The organism is Burkholderia seminalis DSM 23518, assembly GCF_902832885.1.
GTDB classification, from domain to species: domain Bacteria; phylum Pseudomonadota; class Gammaproteobacteria; order Burkholderiales; family Burkholderiaceae; genus Burkholderia; species Burkholderia seminalis.
This window is the reverse complement of sequence record NZ_CADFDK010000004.1, coordinates 220,080-241,608: the sequence shown is the minus strand read 5'-3', so window position 1 is coordinate 241,608 and position 21,529 is coordinate 220,080. Positions and strand designations below refer to the sequence as shown.

Annotated in this window: 17 protein-coding genes; 4 read left to right on the top strand and 13 right to left on the bottom strand. The window is 64.8% G+C overall.

All coding sequences use genetic code 11. From position 1 onward, the window contains the following. Positions 1–4: 4 nt before the first annotated feature. The 5 genes from HWX00_RS15255 to HWX00_RS15235 form a co-directional block, all read right to left on the bottom strand. Entirely contained in the window at positions 5–1,930 is a 1,926-nt protein-coding gene (locus HWX00_RS15255) for a (Fe-S)-binding protein (protein WP_124607599.1), read from the bottom strand. Positions 1,931–1,933: 3 nt separating this feature from the next. Beyond that, positions 1,934–3,997, bottom strand: coding sequence for an NADH:flavin oxidoreductase (locus tag HWX00_RS15250; RefSeq protein WP_175026760.1), 2,064 nt, complete (start codon positions 3,995–3,997; stop codon positions 1,934–1,936). Positions 3,998–4,065: 68 nt separating this feature from the next. Beyond that, positions 4,066–4,599 carry a DUF5943 domain-containing protein gene (locus HWX00_RS15245; RefSeq protein WP_034186089.1) on the bottom strand — a complete coding sequence of 178 codons (534 nt, stop codon included), beginning with the start codon at positions 4,597–4,599 and terminating at the stop codon, positions 4,066–4,068. Positions 4,600–4,739: 140 nt separating this feature from the next. Next, on the bottom strand, positions 4,740–5,711 hold the full coding sequence (locus HWX00_RS15240; protein WP_034186088.1) for a dipeptidase: 972 nt from the start codon (positions 5,709–5,711) through the stop codon (positions 4,740–4,742). Positions 5,712–5,749: 38 nt separating this feature from the next. Then, a complete protein-coding gene (locus tag HWX00_RS15235; protein WP_034186087.1) occupies positions 5,750–7,024 on the bottom strand; it encodes a serine hydroxymethyltransferase in 1,275 nt (424 codons plus the stop codon). 448 nt (positions 7,025–7,472) lie between these two features. Here HWX00_RS15235 and HWX00_RS15230 point away from each other — a divergent pair, with 448 nt between their 5' ends. Next, positions 7,473–8,498, top strand: coding sequence for a GlxA family transcriptional regulator (locus HWX00_RS15230; RefSeq protein WP_175026759.1), 1,026 nt, complete (start codon positions 7,473–7,475; stop codon positions 8,496–8,498). Positions 8,499–8,630: 132 nt separating this feature from the next. Here the strand turns inward: HWX00_RS15230 and HWX00_RS15225 are convergent, their stop codons facing one another. From HWX00_RS15225 to HWX00_RS15205, 6 genes are all read right to left on the bottom strand, one after another. Next, complete coding sequence (locus HWX00_RS15225) at positions 8,631–9,740, bottom strand: fimbrial protein (RefSeq protein WP_175026758.1); 1,110 nt, start codon at positions 9,738–9,740, stop codon at positions 8,631–8,633. A gap of 108 nt (positions 9,741–9,848) precedes the next feature. Next, positions 9,849–9,983, bottom strand: a complete 135-nt coding sequence (locus HWX00_RS37160) for a hypothetical protein (protein WP_264166377.1) — start codon at positions 9,981–9,983, stop codon at positions 9,849–9,851. An 84-nt stretch (positions 9,984–10,067) separates the two neighbouring features. Then, positions 10,068–11,144: a fimbrial protein gene (locus HWX00_RS15220; RefSeq protein ID WP_226194120.1), complete on the bottom strand. Its 1,077-nt coding sequence runs from the start codon at positions 11,142–11,144 to the stop codon at positions 10,068–10,070. Positions 11,145–11,189: 45 nt separating this feature from the next. Further along, the gene (locus HWX00_RS15215; protein ID WP_175026757.1) at positions 11,190–13,697 is read right to left on the bottom strand and encodes a fimbria/pilus outer membrane usher protein; all 2,508 of its coding nucleotides are present in this window, start codon (positions 13,695–13,697) and stop codon (positions 11,190–11,192) included. Between the two features lie 122 nt (positions 13,698–13,819). Further along, the gene (locus HWX00_RS15210; RefSeq protein ID WP_034186083.1) at positions 13,820–14,533 is read right to left on the bottom strand and encodes a fimbrial biogenesis chaperone; all 714 of its coding nucleotides are present in this window, start codon (positions 14,531–14,533) and stop codon (positions 13,820–13,822) included. A 58-nt stretch (positions 14,534–14,591) separates the two neighbouring features. After that, positions 14,592–15,185, bottom strand: a complete 594-nt coding sequence (locus HWX00_RS15205) for a fimbrial protein (RefSeq protein WP_034186082.1) — start codon at positions 15,183–15,185, stop codon at positions 14,592–14,594. A gap of 608 nt (positions 15,186–15,793) precedes the next feature. Here HWX00_RS15205 and HWX00_RS15200 point away from each other — a divergent pair. Then, complete coding sequence (locus HWX00_RS15200) at positions 15,794–16,081, top strand: hypothetical protein (RefSeq protein ID WP_124607595.1); 288 nt, start codon at positions 15,794–15,796, stop codon at positions 16,079–16,081. On the opposite strand, the gene HWX00_RS15195 is transcribed toward HWX00_RS15200, so the two are convergent. Then, positions 16,054–17,466 carry a discoidin domain-containing protein gene (locus tag HWX00_RS15195; protein WP_175026756.1) on the bottom strand — a complete coding sequence of 471 codons (1,413 nt, stop codon included), beginning with the start codon at positions 17,464–17,466 and terminating at the stop codon, positions 16,054–16,056. The genes HWX00_RS15200 and HWX00_RS15195 overlap by 28 nt on opposite strands. A 269-nt stretch (positions 17,467–17,735) precedes the next feature. Here HWX00_RS15195 and HWX00_RS15190 point away from each other — a divergent pair, with 269 nt between their 5' ends. Both HWX00_RS15190 and HWX00_RS15185 read left to right on the top strand, forming a co-directional pair. After that, positions 17,736–19,157 (top strand): aminotransferase-like domain-containing protein, encoded by a 1,422-nt coding sequence (locus HWX00_RS15190; protein WP_124607768.1) that lies wholly within the window; start codon positions 17,736–17,738, stop codon positions 19,155–19,157. A gap of 188 nt (positions 19,158–19,345) precedes the next feature. Continuing rightward, positions 19,346–20,104, top strand: a complete 759-nt coding sequence (locus HWX00_RS15185) for a hypothetical protein (RefSeq protein ID WP_124607593.1) — start codon at positions 19,346–19,348, stop codon at positions 20,102–20,104. 148 nt (positions 20,105–20,252) lie between these two features. Here HWX00_RS15185 and fdhA read toward each other — a convergent pair whose 3' ends face one another. Next, entirely contained in the window at positions 20,253–21,449 is a 1,197-nt protein-coding gene (gene fdhA, locus HWX00_RS15180; RefSeq protein WP_006488979.1) for a formaldehyde dehydrogenase, glutathione-independent, read from the bottom strand. Positions 21,450–21,529: the final 80 nt, after the last annotated feature.

Genomic DNA, 21,529 nt, shown 5'->3' with positions numbered 1-21,529 from the left:
CGATTCACTCCAGCGAGGCGGCGACGAGTTCGGCGACGTCGAGCACGTCGGGGCGCGGGCCCACGACGCCTTCGAGCATGGCCGTGCAGTTCGGGCATGCAACCGCGACCACGTCCGCGCCGATCGTGCGTGCGTCGGCGATGCGGATGTCGGGAATGCGCTGCTTGCCGGGGATGTCGGTCAGCGGCGCGCCGCCGCCACCGCCGCAGCAGCGCCCGCGCATGCCGTTGCGCTCCATCTCGACGACCTGGATGCCGATCGTCTTCAACAGCTTGCGCGGCGCTTCCGTCTCGCCGTTGTAGCGGCCGAGGTAGCACGGGTCGTGATACGTCGTGCGCTTTTCCTGCAGCGACTCGACGGCCTTCGGCGCGATCTTGCCGCTGTCGGCGAGTTCGGCGAGATAGGTCGTGTGATGCTTGACCGTCACGCGCAGCCCGAGCGCACGGTATTCGTTGCGCAGGCTGTGCATCACGTGCGGGTCGGCCGTCACGATCTGCTTGTACGACAGCGTGCCGAGCGTGCCGATCAGGCGCTTCGCCATCTGCTGGAAGGTCGCTTCATCGCCGAGCCGGCGTGCGACGTCGCCCGTGTCGGTCTCGGTCGAGCCGAGCACCGCGTAGTCGACGCCCGCCTTGTTCAGCACCTTGACGAACGCGCGCAGCGTGCGCTGGTAGCGCATGTCGAATGCGCCTTCGCCCGCGACGAACAGCACGTCGACCGGCTTGCCCGGCTGCGCGACGGGCGCGCTCAGGTCGACCGACCAGTCGTAGCGCGCGGCCGTGTCGTAGCCGCCCATCGTGCCCGTTTCACGCAGGTTCGCGAGCACTTCCTGGCCCTTGCCGGGCACCGTGCCGTGCACGAGCGTGCGATTGCGGCGCATGTCGACGATCGCGTCGACGTGTTCGATCAGCATCGGGCACTCCTGCACGCACGCGCGGCAGGTCGTGCACGACCACAGCGTCTGCTCCTCGATCAGCCCCGACACGATCGGGCCGTTCGGCTCGCCGCGATGCTGGCCGACCGCGAGGCCCGGCGACGGGCTGCCCGCGTATGCCGCATCGGTACCGCCGGCCATCCCGACGACGAGATCCTGGATCAGCTTCTTCGGGTTCAGCGGCTGGCCCGACGCGAACGCGGGGCATGCGGCCTCGCACTTGCCGCACTGCACGCAGGCGTCGAAACTCAGCAGCTGGTTCCAGCGGAATTCGACCGGCTTCGCGACACCGTATTCCTGATGCTCGATGTCCGGCAGCTTCAGCGCGGTCGGCGGCGTGGCCGTGCCGTTGCCGGTGAACGATTCGCGCGTGGCGGCGAAACGCTCCTGGCGCGGGTGGAACGCGAGGTGCAGCAGGCCGGCGATCGCATGCTTCATCGGGCCGCCCTTCGCGGCGCCGATCGTCATCGTGAACGCGCCGACGCCGATCAGCAGCGCGCAGAGCACCGCGAACGCACCCGACATCGCGCCGGTCGGCACCAGCATGAACAGCACGAGGCCGAGCGCGAACGAGCCGAGCAGCCAGGGCAGCGTGTTCCACGGGCCTTTCGACAGTCGCGCGGGCACGTCCCGGGCCGCGCGGCGGCGCCACACGAACACCGCGCCGACCAGCATCGCGAGCGCCGCGAGGAAAATCAGCTTGTCGAGCCAGGGCGAATAGATCGCGAGGCCGTAGTTGACGAACACCAGCGCCAGCGCGCCGATCGCGCCGCCGGCCGTCGCGACGTGCGTCTTCGCGATGTACGGATCGCGGGCGACCACGTGGTGCAGGTCGACGAAATAGCGCTTCGGAATCGCGAACAGGTTCGCGACGCCGAACGAGCCGGGCGCCGTGGCGCGGCCCAGGCGCCAGTAGGACGAGCGCTTCGCGACCGCGAACGCGAGCCCCGCCACCGACAGCCACAACAGGGCGGTAATGAGGAAGGACGGGTTCATCGTTCAGAAATCCTTCACGAGACGCAGCGAGTCGTAGATTGCCCCGTGGACGTTGTGCATCGAGATGCAGTCGCCGACACGGAACAGCAGGAAACGGCCGTTGCCGAGTTCTTCCGACAGGCACGGCTGCGGCTCGGCCGCGAACAGCGTGTGCGGATCGATCTGGCCGCGGTTCACCGATTCCGGCTTGAGCTTCCAGTACAGCTCGTCGTTCGGCGACGAACCGTTCTCGATCACCACCTGGTCGACGGCGCGCTCTTCCAGTTCTTCCGTGTACTCGTTGCGCAGCACGGCGATCATCTTGCCGTTCTCTTCATAGACGCGGTCGAGCATCGTGTTCGGCGTCGGGATCACGCCGAACGCGTACAGGCGTCGGTAGAAGATCGGGAACGTCGTGCCGCCGCAATCGTCGGCGACCTTCACGTCCGGCGTGACGACCTCGACCTTCGAGCCGCGGCTCGCCATGAAGTCGGCCACGCCCGCACCCGCATGCGTGCTCACGCCGTCGAACAGCAGCACGTTCTGCTTCGGCTCGACCTTGCCGGTCAGGATGTCCCACGAGCTGACGGCGAGCCCCTCGGCCACGCCCCAGCCCGGCACCTGCCACGTGAAGCTCGACCCGCCCGTCGCGAGCACGACGATGTCCGGCTTCTCGGCCATGATCATCTTCTCGTCGGCGGCCACGCCGAGACGGCGGTCGACGCCCAGGCGCTTCGTCTCCATGTCGAACCAGCGGATGATCCCCGACATCTGCTCGCGCTGCGGCGCCTTCGCGGCGATCATCACCTGGCCGCCCACTTCCGCGTTCTTCTCGAACAGCACGACATCATGGCCGCGCAGCTTCGCGACGCGCGCCGCCTCGAGGCCCGCCGGGCCCGCGCCGACCACCACGACCTTGCGCTTCGGGCCGCGCGACTTCTCGATGATGTGCGGCATCGTCGCTTCGCGCGACGTCGCCGCGTTCTGGATGCACAGCACGTCGAGGCCGTTGTACTGGCGGTCGATGCAGTAGTTCGCGCCGACGCACTGCTTGATTTCGTCTTCGCGGCCGTCGCGGATCTTGATCACCATGTGCGGATCGGCGATCTGCGCGCGCGTCATGCCGACCAGGTCGATCATGCCGGTCGCGAGCAGGCGCTCGGCCTGGCCCGCGTCGCGGATGCTCTGCGCGTGCATCACCGGAATCTTCACGACCGACTTGATGCCGGCCGCGAGGTGCACGAACGGCTCCGGCGGCAATGCCATCGGCGGCATGCAGTTCGCGATCGTGTTGTGCGTGTCGCCGCCCGAGCCGACCACGCTCAGGTAGTCGATCAGGCCCGTCTCCGACATCGCCTGCGCGATTTCCTTCAGCGCTTCGTGATCGAGGCCGTCCTCGTGGAATTCGTCGCCGCACATGCGCAGGCCGACGCAGAAATCCTTGCCGACCGCCACGCGCACGGCCGTCAGCACTTCGATGCCGAAGCGCAGGCGGTTTTCGAGGCTGCCGCCCCATTCGTCGGTGCGATGGTTCGAACGCTTGCTCCAGAACTGGTCGATCAGGTGCTGGTGAGCGGCCGAGATCTCGATGCCGTCCATGCCGGCCGCCTTCACGCGCTTCGCGGCCGCCGCGAAATCGCCGATGATGCGGCGGATTTCCTCGATCTCGATAATCTTCGCGTTGCCGCGGTGCACGGGTTCGCGCACGCCCGACGGCGACATCAGGTGCGGCCAGTGCTCGCCGTGGAACGACGAGCGGCGGCCCATGTGCGTCGCCTGGATCATGATCTTCGCGCCGTGCTTGTGCATCGTGTCGGCCAGGCGCGTGAGCGGATCGATGATCTTGTCGGTCGACAGGTTCACCGATTTCCACCAGCCTTGCGGGCTGTCGATCGACACCGGGCTCGACCCGCCGCAGATGGCCAGGCCGACGCCGCCCTTGGCCTTTTCCTCGTAGTAGCGGATATAGCGGTCGCCCGGCAGGCCGCCCGGCTCCGCATACACCTCCGCGTGCGCGGTGCTGACGATCCGGTTGCGCAGCGTCAGCTGGTTCAGCTGCATGGGTTTGAACAGGTGGGGATAACGCATCGCTGGCGACCTCTGGCGTTCGAATGTCTCGTGTTGCGGGTGTTGTTCTGCTTCAGTGAAACGAGGCGTCAGTGCGCGATCGGCGACACTTCGAAGACGCAGTGGTCGTGATGCTCGGCCGCGCACTGCACTTCCTTCGACTGCGCGCGCGGTGCACCCTTGCCTTCCGGCGTCGTGTCGTTGACCCAGTCCATCGCGCCCGCGAACCAGCCCGCGAACATGTAGCAGAGCTTGCCTTCCTTGCCCGGCTGCTGGAGCACGAACGACGAGTGGCGCAGCTCGATCTTCGCGCGTGCGGCGGCCGGATCGGCCTCGATGATCGAGAACAGGCCCCAGCCACGCTGCGACAGGCGCTTCAGGTAGTGCTCGAACACGGCCATGCCGGTCAGGCCGTGCAGCTTCGCTTCCTTGTCGCACCAGTGGTAGGCGGATTTGTAGCCGGCCTTGTAGAGGATCTCGGCATACGCGTCGACGCCGAGCGCTTCCTCGACGGCGACGTGGTTGTTCGTGAAGAAGTGGCGCGGCACGTACAGCATCGGCAGCGCGTCGGTGGTCCAGACGCCGGTATCGGGATCGACGTTGATCGGCAGTTGCGGTTGCATCGTGGTGACTCCGTGAGGAAATTGGCCGCGCGGTTCAGCGCGCAGGCGCGACATCGTCCGCGCGCCCGCGCGGCTTGCGCGGGCGCGTCCCGATTTTTCTAATGTTGAATCGCGGGTAGCGGTTCGGCGCGATGCGGCGCTTACGCGCCCCACACGTCCTTGAACACGCGCACCCAGTTCTCGCCCATGATCTTGCGGATCCGCGACTCCTTCCAGCCGTGGCGTTCCATCGCCGCGGTCAGGTTCGGGAATTCGCCGATCGTGCGGATGCCGTCCGGGTTGATCACCTTGCCGAAGTTCGTCAGCTGGCGATAGCGGCCCTTGTCATGCGTCAGCATGTCGAAGAACTCCTTCGCGAAATCCTGCGTGAAGTCCGTGCCGATGCCGACCGCGTCTTCGCCGATCAGGTTCACGACGTAGTCGATCGCCTCGATGTAGTCGTCGATGTTCGCTTCGATCCCGCGCTTCAGGAACGGCGCGAACATCGTCACGCCGACGAAGCCGCCCGCATCGGCGATCTCCTTGAGCTGCGCGTCGCTCTTGTTGCGCGGATGCTCCTTCAGGCCCGACGGCAGGCAGTGCGAGTAGCACACCGGCTTCTTCGAGAACGCGATCGCTTCCGACGACGTGTTGCCGCCCACATGCGACAGGTCGACCATGATGCCGACGCGGTTCATCTCGGTGATCACTTCGCGGCCGAAGTCCGACAGCCCGCCGTCGCGCTCGTAGCAGCCGGTGCCGACCAGGTTCTGCGTGTTATAGCAGAGCTGCACCACGCGCACGCCCATGTCGGCGAACGCTTCGATGTAGCCGAGGTTGTCCTCGAATGCATGCGCGTTCTGGAAGCCGAGGATGATCCCGGTCTTGCCTTCCTTCTTCGCGCGGAAGATGTCGTCCGTCGTGCGCACGAGCGTCAGCAGCTCGCCGTTGTCGCGGATCTTCTTCTTCATCACGCCGATGTTGTCGACGGTCTTGGTGAAGTTCTCCCACACCGACACCGTGCAGTTCGCGGCCGTGATGCCGCCCTTGCGCATGTCCTCGAACACCGGCTTCTCGAACTTCGAAATGTTCAGTCCGTCGATGATGATGCTGTCCTGATGCAGCGTGCTCATATCCGCTCTCGCTCGTGGGTCTGTTCTTGTGGGATCGATCAGTAGATCGGGAAGCGCTCGCAAAGCGCGAAGATCTCGCGGCGCACGCGCTGTTCGGTCGCGGGGTCGCCTTCCGGATTCGCGCGCAGCGCGTCGAACACCTCGAGGATCAGGCGGCCGATTTCGCGGAACTCGGCCACGCCGAAACCGCGCGTCGTGCCCGCCGGCGTGCCGAGACGGATGCCCGACGTGACGGTCGGCTTCTCGGTGTCGAACGGGATGCCGTTCTTGTTGCAGGTGATGCCCGCGCGTTCCAGCGCCTGCTCGACCGGCGCGCCCTTCAGGCCCTTCGGGCGCAGGTCGACCAGCAGCAGGTGGTTGTCGGTGCCGCCCGTGACGAGATCGACGCCGCCGGCCTTCAGCACTTCGCCGAGCGCCTGCGCGTTCGCGAGCACGTTGTCGATGTAGGTCTTGAAATCGGCATGCAGCACTTCGCCGAACGCGACGGCCTTGCCGGCGATCACGTGCATCAGCGGGCCGCCCTGCAGGCCGGGGAACACGGCCGAGTTGATCTTCTTCGCGATGTCCTCGTCGTTGGTCAGCACGAAGCCGCCGCGCGGGCCGCGCAGCGTCTTGTGCGTGGTCGACGTGACGACGTGCGCGTGCTCGACCGGGTTCGCGTGGCGGCCGGCGGCGATCACGCCGGCGATGTGCGCCATGTCGACCATCAGCTTCGCGCCGACGCTGTCGGCGATCGCGCGGAAGCGCGCGAAGTCGAGCGCACGCGGGTAGGCCGAGAAACCGGCGATGATCAGGTTCGGCTTGTGTTCGTGGGCAAGCGCCTCGACCTGGTCGTAGTCGATCCGCATCGTGTCGCGGTTTACGCCGTACTGAACGGCGTTGAACCACTTGCCCGACAGCGCCGGCTTCGCGCCGTGCGTCAGGTGGCCGCCGGCATCCAGCGACATGCCGAGCACCGTGTCGCCCGGCTTGGCCAGCGCGAGCATCACCGAGCCGTTCGCCTGCGCGCCCGAGTGCGGCTGCACGTTCGCATAACCGGCGTTGAAGATCTGCTTCACGCGCTCGATTGCCAGCGCCTCGACTTCATCGGCGAACTCGCAGCCGCCGTAGTAACGCTTGCCGGGATAGCCTTCCGCGTACTTGTTGGTCAGTACCGAGCCTTGCGCCTCGAGCACGGCGCGCGACACGATGTTTTCCGACGCGATCAGCTCGACCTGCGACTGCTGACGCTCGAGTTCCTTCAGGATGGCGCTGCGCACCGGCGCGTCGCGCTCGGCAAGGGGCTGCGAGAAGAAAGGCTGGGTGTTCGACATAGTGCGTCCGTGACGAAGAATAAAGGGCTGCAACCGAAGCTCAAGGCCCGCCCTGCCTGGGTTTCCCGCTACGCCAGTGCAAGGCTGCCGACGGCTCTATTCTTGTCGTTCGGATTTTCGGCGGATTGATGAATTTAGACGCGTTCTTTGCCTTTTCCGCCATGCGCGTCCGTTTTGTACAAGTGACCGGTCGTGCTTTTCGGGATGACCAACCCAAACGGTATCGGCCGTTCACCTATGGATACGCACACCGGCAGTGCGTTTGCCGCCCGGTCGGGGTGCGGCATGTCACGGTTACGGTGCAGTGCAGCATGGGCCTGACGCCCAGGCAACGTATGGAGCTAGGGTTTAGCCGTATGGCACGCTTGTTGCGCTCGCTCACACAATACCGCAGCCCGATGCGTGCCCTTCGGGCATAAAGCTATTAGAGATTCTAGGAACGCTCCCCATGTCGCCCGACCGCACAGCGTCGCTGTCCCACTTCGCGTTCATGCCGTTACCGAATTTCACGATGATCGCGTTCACCACTGCGATCGAGGTGCTTCGGATGGCGAACTACCTGAGCGGCCAGCCGCTCTACCGCTGGTCGGTGATCAGCCCGGACGGCGGCCCGGTCACGGCGAGCAACGGCCTGACGGTCGACACGGGCCCGGCCGAATGCGCGGGGCAGCCCGACATCGTGTTCGTGTGCGGCGGCGTCGACGTGCAGCGCGCGACGACGCCGGCCCATCTGTCGACGCTGCGCCGTTTCGCGCGCTCGGGCATCCCGCTCGGCAGCCTGTGCACGGGCACCTATGCACTCGCGAAGTCGGGACTGCTCGCGGGCTACGCGTGCGCGATCCACTGGGAGAACATGTCGGCGCTGAAGGAAGAGTTTCCGGACACGCGCTTCCTGAAGGAACTGTTCGTGATCGATCGCGACCGCATCACGTGCACGGGCGGCGTCGCGCCGCTCGACATGATGCTGAACCTGATCGCCGCGCGCGTGGGCACCGCGCGCGTCACGCAGATCGCCGAGCAATTCATCGTCGAACACGTGCGCGACACGAGCGCGCAACAACGCATGCCGCTCGTCGCGCGGCTTGGCTCGGCGAACAAGTCGCTGTTCGAAGTGATCTCGCTGATGGAGAACAACATCGAGGAGCCGCTGTCGCGCGAGGAACTCGCGCGGCTCGCGAACATGTCGCAGCGGCAACTTCAGCGCCTGTTCCGCGAGCACCTCGGCATGACGCCCACGCATTACTACCTGACGCTGCGGTTGCGCCGCGCGCGCGAGTTGCTGCTGCAGACCGACATGTCGATCATGCACATCACGATGGCGTGCGGCTTCCAGTCGGCGTGCCACTTCAGCAAGAGCTATCGCGACGCGTTCGGCGTCGCGCCGACGCGCGAGCGCCGCAAGCAGGTCGCGCCGCTGTCGCAGGGTGCCGCGAGCGGCGGGTCGAGTTTTCCGGTCCATTCGCTCCATGCCTGAAGCCGGAGCCGAGCCGGGTGTGCAATCAGGCGGTTGAACCGGATTTTTCGGACGACATCGAGCGCGCGCTGCCGCCGCGGCTTGCGATGCCGATTACCTTGCCGGTACATCCGGCCGGCCTGTCGCTCTCGCTCAGTTGTACTGGATCACGAAGTTCAGCGTGGCATTGCCGCTGCCTGCGGTGATCGTGCCTGTCGTGGGCGCATACTTCGCCTTGCCCGAAAAGCGGTAGACCTCGCCGTCCGGGCTCGAGCGGTTCCAGTCCATCGTCAGCGCGTCGGCCTGGGTGAATGGCAGCTTCACGCCCTTGTCGCTCGTCAACGCAATGCCGACACCGGCGGCGACACCCGGCGTGCCGCGTCCAGTCAGACGCAACAGGCCCGCAGCCTCCTTGTCGCCTTCGAAGTACACCTTCACCGGCAGCGGATTGCTCGGCTTGTTGGTCCCGCACGCGACTTCAAGCGAGAACGGATGTTCCGCTGCCCGGCCGCCCTTGATCCGTTCGATCGGCTCCTTGTCCATCCGCACATTGGTGACGGGCGTCGTGGTCTGGCAGCCGCCGAAATAGATGTTGTTCGTCACCTGTGTCGTGCCCCTCCCATTGATAAGGCGACGGAGGATCTTGCCGGACGGATCCTTGGCGGCATCGAAGACCGCATTGAACGCGAGCGATACGGTGCCGCCCGGCCCCACATTCTTCGCCGTTCTGACCAGTTCCGCTCTCACCTTGTGCGGCGGATACAAAACGGGCGCACCGCCTCCCAGAATCGTGGATCCACTGGGATAGGTCATCGGCGGAATATCTCCTGCCGCGTTACCGAAGTCGACAAATACAAATCTCACGCCAATGCCGTCCACGCTGGTTTTGTATACGCCTTTGTATCCGGAAACCAGTTGACCATCCGGTACCGTCATCGACAATGTAGCCTTGGTGTCCCAACACGCGGTGCTGATTCCGGTCCCCGCCGCCGCAAACGTAACCTCGGCGCGCGCCAGCACGTCGCCAACAGGCGCCGCCGCGACGTTCATCGTTGCGGGAAACGTCACGTTGTAGGTGCCCCCGGCCCAATTGCCGTCGTTTAAACAATAGCCCAATGCGGTCCCCGACCAGATCAACGAGCCGACAACCATTGCCGCTCGAAGCCAGCGAAGCTTTTTATCAAAAATGCCATTCATTTCGACAAAATCCGTGATGTTGAAACGTGCCAAATGCGTCACGCAACGGTTGGACAGTGACGGCATGGCGCCTCAAGGGCGATATCGTTTGGCACCTTGGTTCGTCGGCGTGAGGAATGTTTGAATCAGGTATCGCGGGCGAGTCGCTGTCGTTCACCGCTTCGTCTATCAAAATCAGTTGTACTGAAGCACATGTGTCGGCGTCGCGTCCGCCTTCCTTGCCTTGATTTCGCCACCGCTGGCGACGTAGCGAGCCTTGCCCTGAAATCGGTGGAACTCGCTATTGGTGCCACTGGACGTCCAGGTCATCGCCCATGCCCGCTCTTTCACAAACGGCAACCCAACACAATCGAGGGTCCCTTCGGCATGAGCGGCGCTCTCGGTCTGGATCGGTCATTGATAGCTCAGGGTGAAGGTCGCGGCGGCATTCGCGCTCCCTGGTGTAATACGCGGGCTGATCTGTACGTAGCGCGCCTTTAGGTCAATGGACATGCCGTCCTGACCCTGCTTGACGGTACCTGCATACCATTGGTTGGTATTGCCGACGGCACTGGAATCCGGCCCGTATCCCAGCACGACATCATCCTTGAGGATCTGGATGCCCACCCCGGTGGCCGCCTTCGCACTCTTCGACAGCGAGAGGGTCTTCGAAGTGTTTGCAGCATTCGTTGCGTCCGTCAACGTGACGAAAGCCCGGGTCCTGGTTCCCGCGGCGCCCCCCGAGCACTGCAGCTTGATCGAGAACGATTGGGGAGGAGCCGTCGATCCGACGCCCGAGAAGGCACTCGTCGCCATCACGCGCCCCATGGATACAGGAATGTTGGAGGGACTCTGGACGGTGCAGGATGGAACCCTGGGCTTGATGATGAGTGGCGAAGCGAATCGGAATTCGACAAGTGTCTGGCCGGCGGCGCTGTCCGCAGTGTAGCGGGCGTAGGCGCCGGTCAATATGCCGCCCGCGGTGATGTCTCCTGTCTTCACCAACTCGAATATCTTCGGGGCGAAAATTAACTCCCAGGTCTTATTGGTCCATCCATTACCATTAGTAATAAAGGGGTACGGCTGCCCCATTGGGGACCGTACCCGTATCCCGATGTTCGGGATGTCCGTCGGGTAGACGTTGTTGTTTCCCTGAACGCCGATGCCGGTGTAAACCTCCCTTGTCGCGGAAGAGCAGCTCGTAAAAGGGAGGAAACCTTTAACGTTCGTGAACTGCATCCCCGTCGCCTCTGCCGTATAGATCACCCCGCCGACGTAAGTCTGGGTGGGGTCAAAGGGAGGGGGATTAAATCCACTTACCGACACAACATAGTAATCCTTTCCATCCGTCGTATCCGCTTGGCAAGCCGCCGAAGCGCACACCGGCGCAAGCGCCAAGCAAAGTGCAATAAATACCTTATTTCGGATAATCATCCACATTTCCATTCGATCTTGAATCGCTACAACGAAGGTGACAAGACCCTTCGCCATCGCTGCCCTGGGTGAACGACAAAGCAGAGGCTTTCCGGAGGCCGATCACCTTGCGCCAACAACCGTACCGGCACGCATGCACATCGCCGCCTGCCGCTCGTAGGCCAGTTCCTTGTTCTGCATCGGCAATTGATAGGACAGCTTGCAGCTGTTGTCGCCCCACAGCACGTCGATGCTGCCCTTGTCCTCGATGCCGAACACCAGCAACCGCGACTGGTTGTCCACCATGCCCAGCAGCTTGCCCTTCGCGTCGTAGGCTTGCGCGCCGAACGGCACCTTGCCGCCTCCGTCCTGACCCAGCTCGAACTGCACCCGGCGCCCCGATTCCGCTTCGAAGCGGGTCCTCACGATGGCCCCGCGAGTCGGGACCACCGACTTCGCGTTGTCGGTGATCTCGGTCTGCGTGCCGATGCTCGACGGATCGATGTTCAGCCAGTTCTGGCGATACGGTTGCAGATACGGCACGACCGCGTAGCCGCGCCGGTCGGTGCGGATCGTCGACGCTCCGCCGAACGTCACGTCGCGCACCTTCGGCACCTCCACCACCGCGAACGTCTCGCCGAGCGGCTGGCCGAGCGTGATGCCGCCGCCATGCACGACGACGGAGCCCGATACGCCCGCGTCGAAATGGCGGCCCGAACGATCCTGCGTGAAGTTGCCGGTCAGCTTCGCGTTCCGCGTATCCCAGCCCGCGCTCACGCCGCCCGAGCCGCCGCCGCTGCGGCTGTAGCCGGTCTGCACGCCGTAGTTGATGGTGTTGCTGTCGTTCAGGTAACCCGACGCGCCGGTCTGCACGTTGAATTCGCCGCGCGTCGACGACACCGCGTTCGCGTACAGGCGATGCGAACTCGACGCCTTGCCCAGCGGAATGCTCACCGACACGTTGAACTGCGTGTCCGGGCGCCCGAACGGCCCCGACTCCTGGATGTGCGACGCCGACACGCTGTAGCTGACGTTCTTGTAGCTGTTGCTGTAGCCGACCTGCAGGCGCCGACTGTGTCCTTCACCGTTCCAGTAGGTCGTGTCGCCGATGCCGGCGAACATCGAGCCACTGCCGAGCGGCTGGTTGACGTTCACGTCCAGCCGGCTTTTCTGACGCGCGATGCGCGGCCCGTAGGTGCGATCCGTGTCTTCGACGTGCTGGCTCAGCGTGCGGTAGCCATCCGTCGAATAGCGGTAGCCGACCATCGTGAACGTCGTGTTGGTCGAATGGAGCGTCTTCGAATACAGGAACCGCAAGCTCTGCCCTTGCCGGGTGCCCGACGACGTGCGCGACCGGCTCGTCGTGACATCCAGCGACATGCCGCCGATGCGCGTATTCACGCCGATACCGAGAGCGGCCGCCACATAGTTTTCCGCGGCGATGATGCCGCCATAACCGGTGAAGTTGTCGGACATGCCGTACACCAGCGTGCCCTGCGTGAACTTCGGGCTCGACTGGCCCTGGACGCGATACTGACCGGCGGAAAACGCGTACCGCAGGCTGCCGCGCCGAACCATCACCGGCAGGTACGAGTACGGCTGGGTGAACCGGCGCACGCGGCCGTCGGCTTCGGTAATCCGGATCTCGAGGTCGCCGTTCGAACCGCTCGGATAGATATCTGTGATTTCGAACGCGCCAGGCGGCACGGGCGTCGAATAGATCACGTAGCCGTTCTGCCGCACCTCCACGACCGCGTTGCTCTCGGCGATCCCGCGCACGATCGGCGCAAAGCCGACTTCGCTGTCCGGCAACATGCCGAGATCGGTGCCGGCCTGCGCACCGACGAAGCGCACGCTGTCGAAGATGTCGCCCGACGTATACAGTTCGCCGGCCGCCACCTTGCTGCGCAGACGCCGGATGTCGCGCTCGACGTAGGTACGGTTGCTGGTGAAGCTGCTCTTCGCGCCCTTGGTGCCGGTAAGCGTCGATTCGTTGCGGAAGCGCCAGCCGCCGGCATTGAAGCCGCTGCGCAAACCGACGAAGTAAGACTCGTTGCCGTAGCCGCTGCCATCGTTGCGGCTGTAGTTGGCCTGGTAGTCGGTGTACAGCGCGGGGATGCCGTCGTCCCACAGCGACTGGTCGACGTAGCCGCGCGACGTGCGCGACACGTAGAGCTGCGGAAAGCTGATGTTCAGCGAGAGCGTATTGGACTCGAACTCCACCGAAGCGCCATCCGCCACGGCGGGCAAGTCGACGATCGTCTCGTCGTCCGCGCCTGCAGCGATACGCCCGTCCTTTTCCAGCCTCGCGATGTTGACGCCGGCCGTGCGCAACAACCCGAGCGTCACCATCGGCTTGACGGTGCCGTCGGCGTCCGCGCGGAACGCGACGTCCTGGCGCTTGGCCAGCGTGTGATTCAGGTAGATGTCGACGTCGTAGCGGCCGGGCGACACCGCGCTGCCCTTCTCGAAGTAGCTCAGCTCGACCGGCCCTTCGCCCTTGCGCAGAAAGGACTCGTTGAACTCGACCGCGTGGCCGGTCGCAGGCAGTACCAAACCGATCAATGCAAGGCACGGCGCGCCGATTTGCGCGGCGGTCCTGACATCGACTTCCTTCCTGACGTTCTCCATACCCTTTCTCTATGTTGATTCACCTCCCGAGTGGCATCGCAGGCGCGAACGGTCCACTCCCCACGGCAAGGGCCCGGGGATGACGAAGTTGAGGAGCAATACGACCTGCGGAACCGGCGATGTCAGCCGGCAGTGCCGTCATGGGCTTCGACGGCACCGTAGTCGTTGATCGATTCGAAGTGGACCTTGACGCCGGTTTCCGCGGCGGAGGCCGGCAGGCCCTTGACGGCGAAATGACGCGTGGCGGAAGGCGGCACCATCTCGGCTTGCGCGTCATAGTCACGACCGCCGCTCTGCACCTTGACCGATGCCAGCGACACGAAGAAGGGCGACGGATTGTTGACTTCGAGTTGTGTCTGGCCGTCGCGTTGAACCACCTTCCAGCGCAGTTGCGCGGGCGCTTCCTCGACCTTGCCGGGCAGTCCGGCGGGCCGGTAGAAGAACTTGATGCGCTGACGCACCGCAATCTGCAAAGTGTTGTCGTCCCTCGCTTTCTGCGGAATCTCCTGCACGTTGAGCCAGAACACCGACTCGCGATCGCCGGGCAGGCCCTGACCGTAGTAAAGGACGCGCAGCGTCTGCTGCTTTTCGCCGCCGAGGCGGTTCAATGCCGGCGTGATCGCGAAAGGCACGTCCCCTTTGCCGTCGCTCGTGTCCATCCACGACTGGATCATGACGTCGGCCGACGCGCGGTTGCGAACCAGAATCGACGCCTCCTTGCTCGGCGCGGCCAGCACGACGCGGGTTCCGTCGAGCGTCACGCCGGCGAGCGAAGCCGCCGAAGACAACAGCAGGGAGCCGGCCAGCGCCAGTCCTGCAAAGTGGAATCGTTTCATGTCGAACAGAAAGTCGTTGATCGGGCGGGAAAGCAGCGCCTCCCCGCCCGGAGGTGGATTACTCGTAGGTCAGCGTGAACGGCAGCGTGCCGTTTGCGGTGCCGGCCACGATGTCGACGCCGTTCTTCACGTAGCCGGCGCGCATCGCCAGGTTCGCCGTGTAAGTCGGCGCCGCATCCGTCCCGCCCTTCACCAGCGGTGCGTCGAACGTCTCGTTGGCGTTCAGGTTCAGCAGCGTGCCGGCGGTGTTGTAAATACCGATGCCGACGCCCGCGGCCGTGCCGGTGGTCTTCAGCAGCTTGTTGTTGGTGCTGTCGACGCCCGAACCGCTGGCCGGGTCGAAACGCACCTTCACCGTGGTCAGGCCCTTCGCGGTCGAGCCGCAATCGAGGACGAGGTTGATCGCGGTGCCGGCCGCGATGCCGCCGCCGGCCGTGCCGCCCAGCGCGTCGGTGCTGACCTTGCCCAGCTTGACGTCGATCGACTGCTCGCCCTTGCCGCCGGTCACCGACGTGCCGTTGCCACCCGTGATGCCGCACGATGCGGCCACGATCTCGCCCGTGAAGTTGATCGTGCCGTCCGCCGCGTGAGCCGCGTTCATCGCCGCGAATGCCAACCCCGCTGCCGACATCATCATTGCAATCTTTTTCATTTCTGGTTCACTCAATCGTTAAATGAGAATCTTGAGCGGCCTCGTTCCGATCGGATACGCGTCGCTCAATCATATGTACAACTAACTTCATGAAGATTTACAATTCCTTCGTTTCCTCCACCGGCTGAAAATGAGTGAATGGAATCCCTACCCGTCTGACAGGGCCCCGCCGCGAACGTACAACTCGCGGATGTCGAACGTGCCGAGCGCCGCGCGGCTCGATCTCGTCATCGAACACGCGTGTGATTACCGTCGACAAATAATTGTCGACCCATCACTCCAGTGAATCGTCGTGACGATGTGGCCGATGCCGTCGAACTTGCTGATGATGCTCGACAGGCCCCGAGAAAGCGTTGAGCGAACGATCATCCGTTCTCGTTGGTGGCGAGCACGGAAACGCCCTGATTACATTCGTACAGCTTGCGTCAAACCCCATCCCCCATCGTCGTCCCGCTTTCCGGAAGACGTCGCACAGCGATATCGATTTCTTGTATGCAATTTTAGGGATCGCTCTATCTGCGATCTATGGAACTCGAACTATATTTTCTTGAAAATAAATAGTACAAGTACGATATTTGAAATTTCCGGCTGCACTCCCGAGCCATTACGTGAAACGTTATAAACGGAGCACGGTAACCGTCGCCCGCACCCGCTTCGGGCCGTCGGTTCTTGATGCCGGACCTGGTCGTCGTATCCGCTTCGAACAGGTTCCGGCAGATGCGACGCAGGATCGCAAAGTGTCGGGCGGCGTTTTTACGCGAATCCTGCGCGGGTCTTCACCGCAGGTCACGATCTCAAAAAACAAAAATGCCGTTCAGTTTCATCAACTGAACGGCATCCGGTTTGCCAGACTGATTTCTTCCCGCGCTTACGATCCCCACACCTGCATTTCGTAGAGCGAATAGCCCCACTGCGTCGCGCGCTTCGTGCCGAGCATCCGCACGTAACGACCGCTTCCGTTGAGATTCGGCAGCGTGACGTGGTTATATGAACCGCCGTTGCTCGTCGAATAGAGCGTCGTCCAGTTGACGTTGTCGTTCGATGTCTGGATCTGATAGACAAGCGCGCCCGCATCCCAGTACAGGTCGACGTGATCGATGTGCTTCGTCGCGCCGAGATCGACCGAGATCCATTGCGGATCGACGCCCGCGCCTTCCGGCGAATCCCAGCGCGTGCCCGTCGCGTTGCCGTCGAACGCCTTGTCCGCCGTGAACGACGCGTTGTAGCTCGCCGACGCCGCGGCCGGACGGCCCTGCGACAGCAGCGTCATCTGGGCGGTGGACGGCCCGCCGTAATAGCTCGACCCGAGCTTCGCCTTCGTCGTGTCGGCATTCACGCCGAACTGCGACAGGCTCCAGCGCTGGCCGGTCGTCACGTCGCCCACATAAAGCTGATAGCCGCCCGCGGTCGTCGACGAGAAGAACAGGTAGTTCGTGCCGCTCGCCGGCGCCGGATCCGAGTTGTTGCTCATGCAGTCGTTGAGCGCCAGCGCATTCGGCACCGACGCCGGGTCGGCCGTCTTCGCATAGATCTGGTCGGCCCCGCCGCTGTCCTTCCAGCGCGCGTAGTACACCATGCCGTCCGCACGCACGATCGGGTAGTACGTCTGCAGCCCGGCCGGATGATCGAACACGGCGGTCGCGCCGGTCGCGATCGTGCGCTTCATCAGCCCCATGCTCGAGCCGGTGCCGGTCGCGTAGTACACGGCGCTCGCGTCCGGCGCGAGGAACGGCATCGAATACTCGGCGCCGGCCAGCGCGTTCGTCAGGCTCACCACCGACGTGAACGCCGGGCCCGCGCTCGTATACGACAGCGTCGCCTGCTTGATGTCGCCGTTCTGCTTGAACACGAGCGTCTTGCCGTCCGCGCTGAACTTCGGGTCTTCGTTGCGCGTGGCGCCCGTGCTGTTCGTCATGTTGACGGGCGGCGTGCCGGCGCCGAGCTGCAGCATGAAGACGTTCCATGCGCCGTTGCTGATGCCCATGAACGCGAGCCACTTGCCGTCGGGGCTGAACACGCCGTTCATCGGATCGGTGATGCCCCACGTGCTCTTGCTCAACTGCGTCAGCGTATGCGCCGAAAAATCGTAGAGGAACAGCTGGCTCGTGCCGTCTCCGTACTTGACATAGCTGTGATAGACAAGCTTGCCGGTCAACGCGGCGGGAAACGTCGCGTTCGGCTGGGCGGCGGGATTGCTGGTACAGGTTGCGGCTGCGGCGCCGCTGAACAGGTTGAGGGCGAGGCCGGCCACGAGACCGGCGACGAGAGTTTTCAATTTCACGCTGGATGCTTCCGAGTAGGGTCAGGATGCCGCGGACGAGAACCCGCGCACGCCACTGGGTCATGGAGCCACGGCCGTACGGCGTGGATTCCGTCTCGGTCGGTCATCGGGAATGGAACGTGCTGGAGAATGCCCGTTTATCAGACGAAAGAACAGCATCAGAGCACTCAAAAAACATGCGGATCAGCGATTGGGGGCGCGCTTGCACGCGACGGGTGCCGTGCCCTACTCTGTTTTTCAGCGAGGCTTCGAGCGGCCGGGGGGCAGGCATGAAGCGATATGCGGCGCTGGCACAGACGATCGCCGACGCGATCCGGCGCGGCGACCTGGCAGCCGGCGAGCGTATCCCCACCGTGCGCGCGGCATGCCGCGCGCATCGGGTCAGTCCATCCACCGTGTTTCGCGCGTACTACGCGCTCGAAAGCGAGGGTCTGATCGTCGCGCGGGCACGGTCCGGCTATTTCGTGGCGGACCTCGACGACAAGCACGTGCGGTTCGGCCACGATCCGCCGCGCAAGCCGGGCACCGCGCCAACCGGCGAAAAAGACGTGCTGTTCCGCCTGCTCGACTCCCTCCGACGCGAGGACGTCGTGCCGCTCGGCTCGGCGTTCGCCAGCTATTCGCTGTTCCCGATGAGCAGCCTGTGGCGTCACGTCGCGTCCGCGGCCCGCAACATGGACCTCACGAAACTGCTGTCGGGATTGCCGCCCGGCAACGATGCATTGCGACGACAGATTGCCCTGCGTTACTTGAACGCGGGCGCCGCATTGCCGATGGACGAAATCGTCATCACGACCGGCGCGCTCGAAGCGCTGACGCTCAGCCTGCAGGCGCTGACGCGCCCCGGCGACCTCGTCGCGATCGAACGGCCCGCGTTCCACGCGGTGCTGCAGACCGTGCAGCGCCTGCACCTGAAGGCCGTCGAGATTCCGGTCGACCCGCGCGCGGGCCTCGACCTCGATGCGCTTGCCGCGGCGCTCGACGCGCATCCGGTACGCGCGTGCTGGTTCATGACGTCGTTCCACAACCCGACCGGCGCGACGTTGACCGACGAACGCAAACGCGCGCTGATCGACCTGCTCGCGTCGCGCGGCGTGCCGCTGATCGAGGACGACGTGTATGGCGAGCTGCATTTCGGCCCGTCGCCGACGCGGCCCGCGAAACTGTATGACGACAGCGGGCTCGTGCTGCATTGCGGGTCGTTCTCGAAGTGCCTCGCGCCCGGGTTCCGGATCGGCTGGGTCGCGGCGGGACGCTTCGCGCAGCAGATCCGGCAGGCCCAGATCACGCGCGCGCCGGCTGCCGACGTCCCTGCGCAACTGGCGATTTCGAGCTACCTGCGCGACGGCGCATACGACCGCTTCCTGCGCAAGCTGCGACGCAATCTCGCCGCGCACCAGGCGCAGATGCTCTCGGCCGTACGGGCCTATTTTCCGGCGGACACCGAAGTGTTCGCGCCGCGCGGCGGGTATTTTCTATGGATCGAACTGCCGCCGCACGTCGATGCGATGCACCTGTTCGACGCTGCCATGGAAAGCGGCGTCAGCATCGCGCCGGGGCCGATCTTTTCCGCGACCGGCGGATTCCGCCGCTACCTGCGGCTCAACTACGGCCGGCCGTGGACGCCGGCCGTCGAGCGCGCGATGGAGACCGTCGGAACGCTCGCGGCCCGGCAACGACACGACGGTTAGCGCGAAACATGCGGCCCGCGACGACCGACATCGCCCTTGCGTTTCGCGTGCAACCGGCCAAGAATGAACGTCGGGCAGCCGCGGACGAACGGGTTCCACAAGTCCGATGTTATGGAGAATCGCATGAACACCGACTGCGAGCGACGGCCAGCATGTGCTCCGGCGGCGGCGCCCGCCCGCCGCTGACGATGCGCGTCCTGCCCAACCGGCACGTTCGCGCGCGCGATGCGTGGCGCGCCGTGCTGAATGCGCGCGTCGAATCGCGACCGTGCACCGCTTGCCGCTGCAGGGAATGCGGTTTCGTGGCTCTCCACGCACTCGAGCATTGCCCCGTCTGCGGCCAATGGGACTGGCCGTTCGATCCGGTTCGCCGCACGCCCCGCCACGCACACGCGATGCATGCGCGGCGATCCTTACACACGTGGCCGTCGCGCATCGCGCGTACGTTGCGCGACGCGGCCTTCCGGCAGCCGAGCGCGTCGAGCGCACCGATCCTGAGCATCGTGACACTCGTGCTGCTGGTCGGCGGTTATGTGATGGTCGACCGCACCTGCAAGACCGATCCCGTCTGTAAAGGATCCGGCGCACCGTCCGCGTCGGCGACCGAGACGCATCCGCTTGCGGCGAACGATCCGGTGCTGCCCGTGTTGCCGGCGCCGGCCTATCCGTTTCATTCGACTGACGGCGCGCAGCAGGCGGCCATTCCGCCCCGCGGCGATGCGAACGCCACTCCGCCGGCAAGCAAGATGCAGGTTGCACAAGCCGCGCCGTCGATGCGCGCCCCCGACCGGAAACGCGCCGACACGGTTCGCGTGGCGGACTGGAAAAGCAGCCGCGATGCCGCGCATCGCACGCATCCGATGCGTCGCGTGAGCCTGCCTGTTCGCCACCGGCGGTACACCGCATCCGGCCACGCCGAGATCGCGAAACTCTATCGCGGCCACTGAGCGCGGGCCTCGTCGCTCGCGCTGGACGATTCGCGTTCCGAACCGATCTTCCGCCCCCCTCGATCGCCTCGGGCCCGCAACAAAAACGGGCGGCCCGTTTCCGGAGCCGCCCGTTTCCTTCGATGCGCAGCGAACGAACGCTAGCGCATCAGGCCGCCAGCAACCCGTGCGGGTCGATGACGAATTTGCGCGGCGCGCCGCCGTCGAACTTCTTGTAGCCTTCCGGCGCCTGGTCGAGCGAAATCACCTCGACGTTGACGATCTTCGCGATCGGCAGCCGGTCGAACAGGATCGCCTGCATCAGGTTGCGGTTGTACTTCAGCACCGGCGTCTGGCCCGTGAAGAACGAGTGCGACTTCGCCCAGCCGAGGCCGAAACGGATGCTCAGGCTGCCGTGCTGCGCGGCCTTGTCCTTCGCGCCCGGATCGTCCGTCACGTACAGGCCCGGGATGCCGATCGCGCCGGCCGGCCGCGTGATTTCCATCAGCGAGTTCAGCACCGTCGCGGGCGCTTCCTCCGCGTGGCCCGACGAACCGTGGCCGTGCGCCTCGAAGCCGACGCAGTCGACCGCGCAGTCGATCTCGGGCACGCCGAGGATCTGCTCGATCTGCTCGCCGAGCGATGCGTCCTTCGACAGGTCGACCGTCTCGAAGCCCATCGCGCGCGCATGCGCGAGCCGTTCCGCGTTCATGTCGCCGACGATCGTGACGGCCGCGCCGAGCAGGCGGGCCGACGCCGCAGCGGCCATGCCGACCGGGCCCGCGCCCGCGATATAGACCGTCGAGCCCGGCTTCACGCCCGCGCTCACCGCACCGTGATAACCGGTCGGCAGAATGTCGGACAGGCAGGTCAGGTCGCGGATCTTCGCCATCGCCTGGTCGCGGTCCGGGAATTTCAGCAGGTTGAAATCGGCGTACGGCACGAGCACGTACTCGGCCTGGCCGCCGATCCAGCCGCCCATGTCGACGTAGCCGTAAGCGCCGCCGGCGCGCGACGGGTTCACGTTCAGGCACACGCCCGTATGCGTGTCCTTGCACATCGCGCAGCGGCCGCAGGCCACGTTGAACGGCACCGACACGAGATCGCCGAGCTTCAGCGTCTCGACGTCGCGGCCCACCTCGACCACTTCGCCGGTGATCTCGTGACCGAGCACGAGGCCGACCGGTGCGGTCGTGCGGCCGCGCACCATGTGCTGGTCGGAGCCGCAGATGTTCGTGCTGACGACTTTCAGGATCACGCCGTGGCCGATCGCGCGGCCGCTCGGGTCGACCATTTTCGGATAATCGATTTTCTGGACTTCGACCTGGCCCGGTCCAAGATAGACGACACCTCGATTGCTGCTCATCGTATTGTCTCCATGTCTCGTTGGATGACGCCGCGGCGCGCCGGCTCGTGCGGCGCACGCGCGACGTGCTGTTCGAGAGT

What these genes read in the sequence shown, in the direction of transcription:
- HWX00_RS15225 (WP_175026758.1), bottom strand. Translation starts at nt 9,740, where the DNA reads ATGCCGTCACTGTCCAACCGTTGCGTGACGCATTTGGCACGTTTCAAC.
- HWX00_RS15220 (WP_226194120.1), bottom strand. Translation starts at nt 11,144, where the DNA reads ATGGCGAAGGGTCTTGTCACCTTCGTTGTAGCGATTCAAGATCGAATG.
- HWX00_RS15230 (WP_175026759.1), top strand. Translation starts at nt 7,473, where the DNA reads ATGTCGCCCGACCGCACAGCGTCGCTGTCCCACTTCGCGTTCATGCCG.
- HWX00_RS15210 (WP_034186083.1), bottom strand. Translation starts at nt 14,533, where the DNA reads ATGAAACGATTCCACTTTGCAGGACTGGCGCTGGCCGGCTCCCTGCTG.
- HWX00_RS15190 (WP_124607768.1), top strand. Translation starts at nt 17,736, where the DNA reads ATGAAGCGATATGCGGCGCTGGCACAGACGATCGCCGACGCGATCCGG.
- HWX00_RS15185 (WP_124607593.1), top strand. Translation starts at nt 19,346, where the DNA reads ATGCGCGTCCTGCCCAACCGGCACGTTCGCGCGCGCGATGCGTGGCGC.
- HWX00_RS15240 (WP_034186088.1), bottom strand. Translation starts at nt 5,711, where the DNA reads ATGAGCACGCTGCATCAGGACAGCATCATCATCGACGGACTGAACATT.
- HWX00_RS37160 (WP_264166377.1), bottom strand. Translation starts at nt 9,983, where the DNA reads ATGACCTGGACGTCCAGTGGCACCAATAGCGAGTTCCACCGATTTCAG.
- HWX00_RS15250 (WP_175026760.1), bottom strand. Translation starts at nt 3,997, where the DNA reads ATGCGTTATCCCCACCTGTTCAAACCCATGCAGCTGAACCAGCTGACG.
- HWX00_RS15235 (WP_034186087.1), bottom strand. Translation starts at nt 7,024, where the DNA reads ATGTCGAACACCCAGCCTTTCTTCTCGCAGCCCCTTGCCGAGCGCGAC.
- HWX00_RS15215 (WP_175026757.1), bottom strand. Translation starts at nt 13,697, where the DNA reads ATGGAGAACGTCAGGAAGGAAGTCGATGTCAGGACCGCCGCGCAAATC.
- HWX00_RS15255 (WP_124607599.1), bottom strand. Translation starts at nt 1,930, where the DNA reads ATGAACCCGTCCTTCCTCATTACCGCCCTGTTGTGGCTGTCGGTGGCG.
- HWX00_RS15245 (WP_034186089.1), bottom strand. Translation starts at nt 4,599, where the DNA reads ATGCAACCGCAACTGCCGATCAACGTCGATCCCGATACCGGCGTCTGG.
- HWX00_RS15205 (WP_034186082.1), bottom strand. Translation starts at nt 15,185, where the DNA reads ATGAAAAAGATTGCAATGATGATGTCGGCAGCGGGGTTGGCATTCGCG.
- fdhA (WP_006488979.1), bottom strand. Translation starts at nt 21,449, where the DNA reads ATGAGCAGCAATCGAGGTGTCGTCTATCTTGGACCGGGCCAGGTCGAA.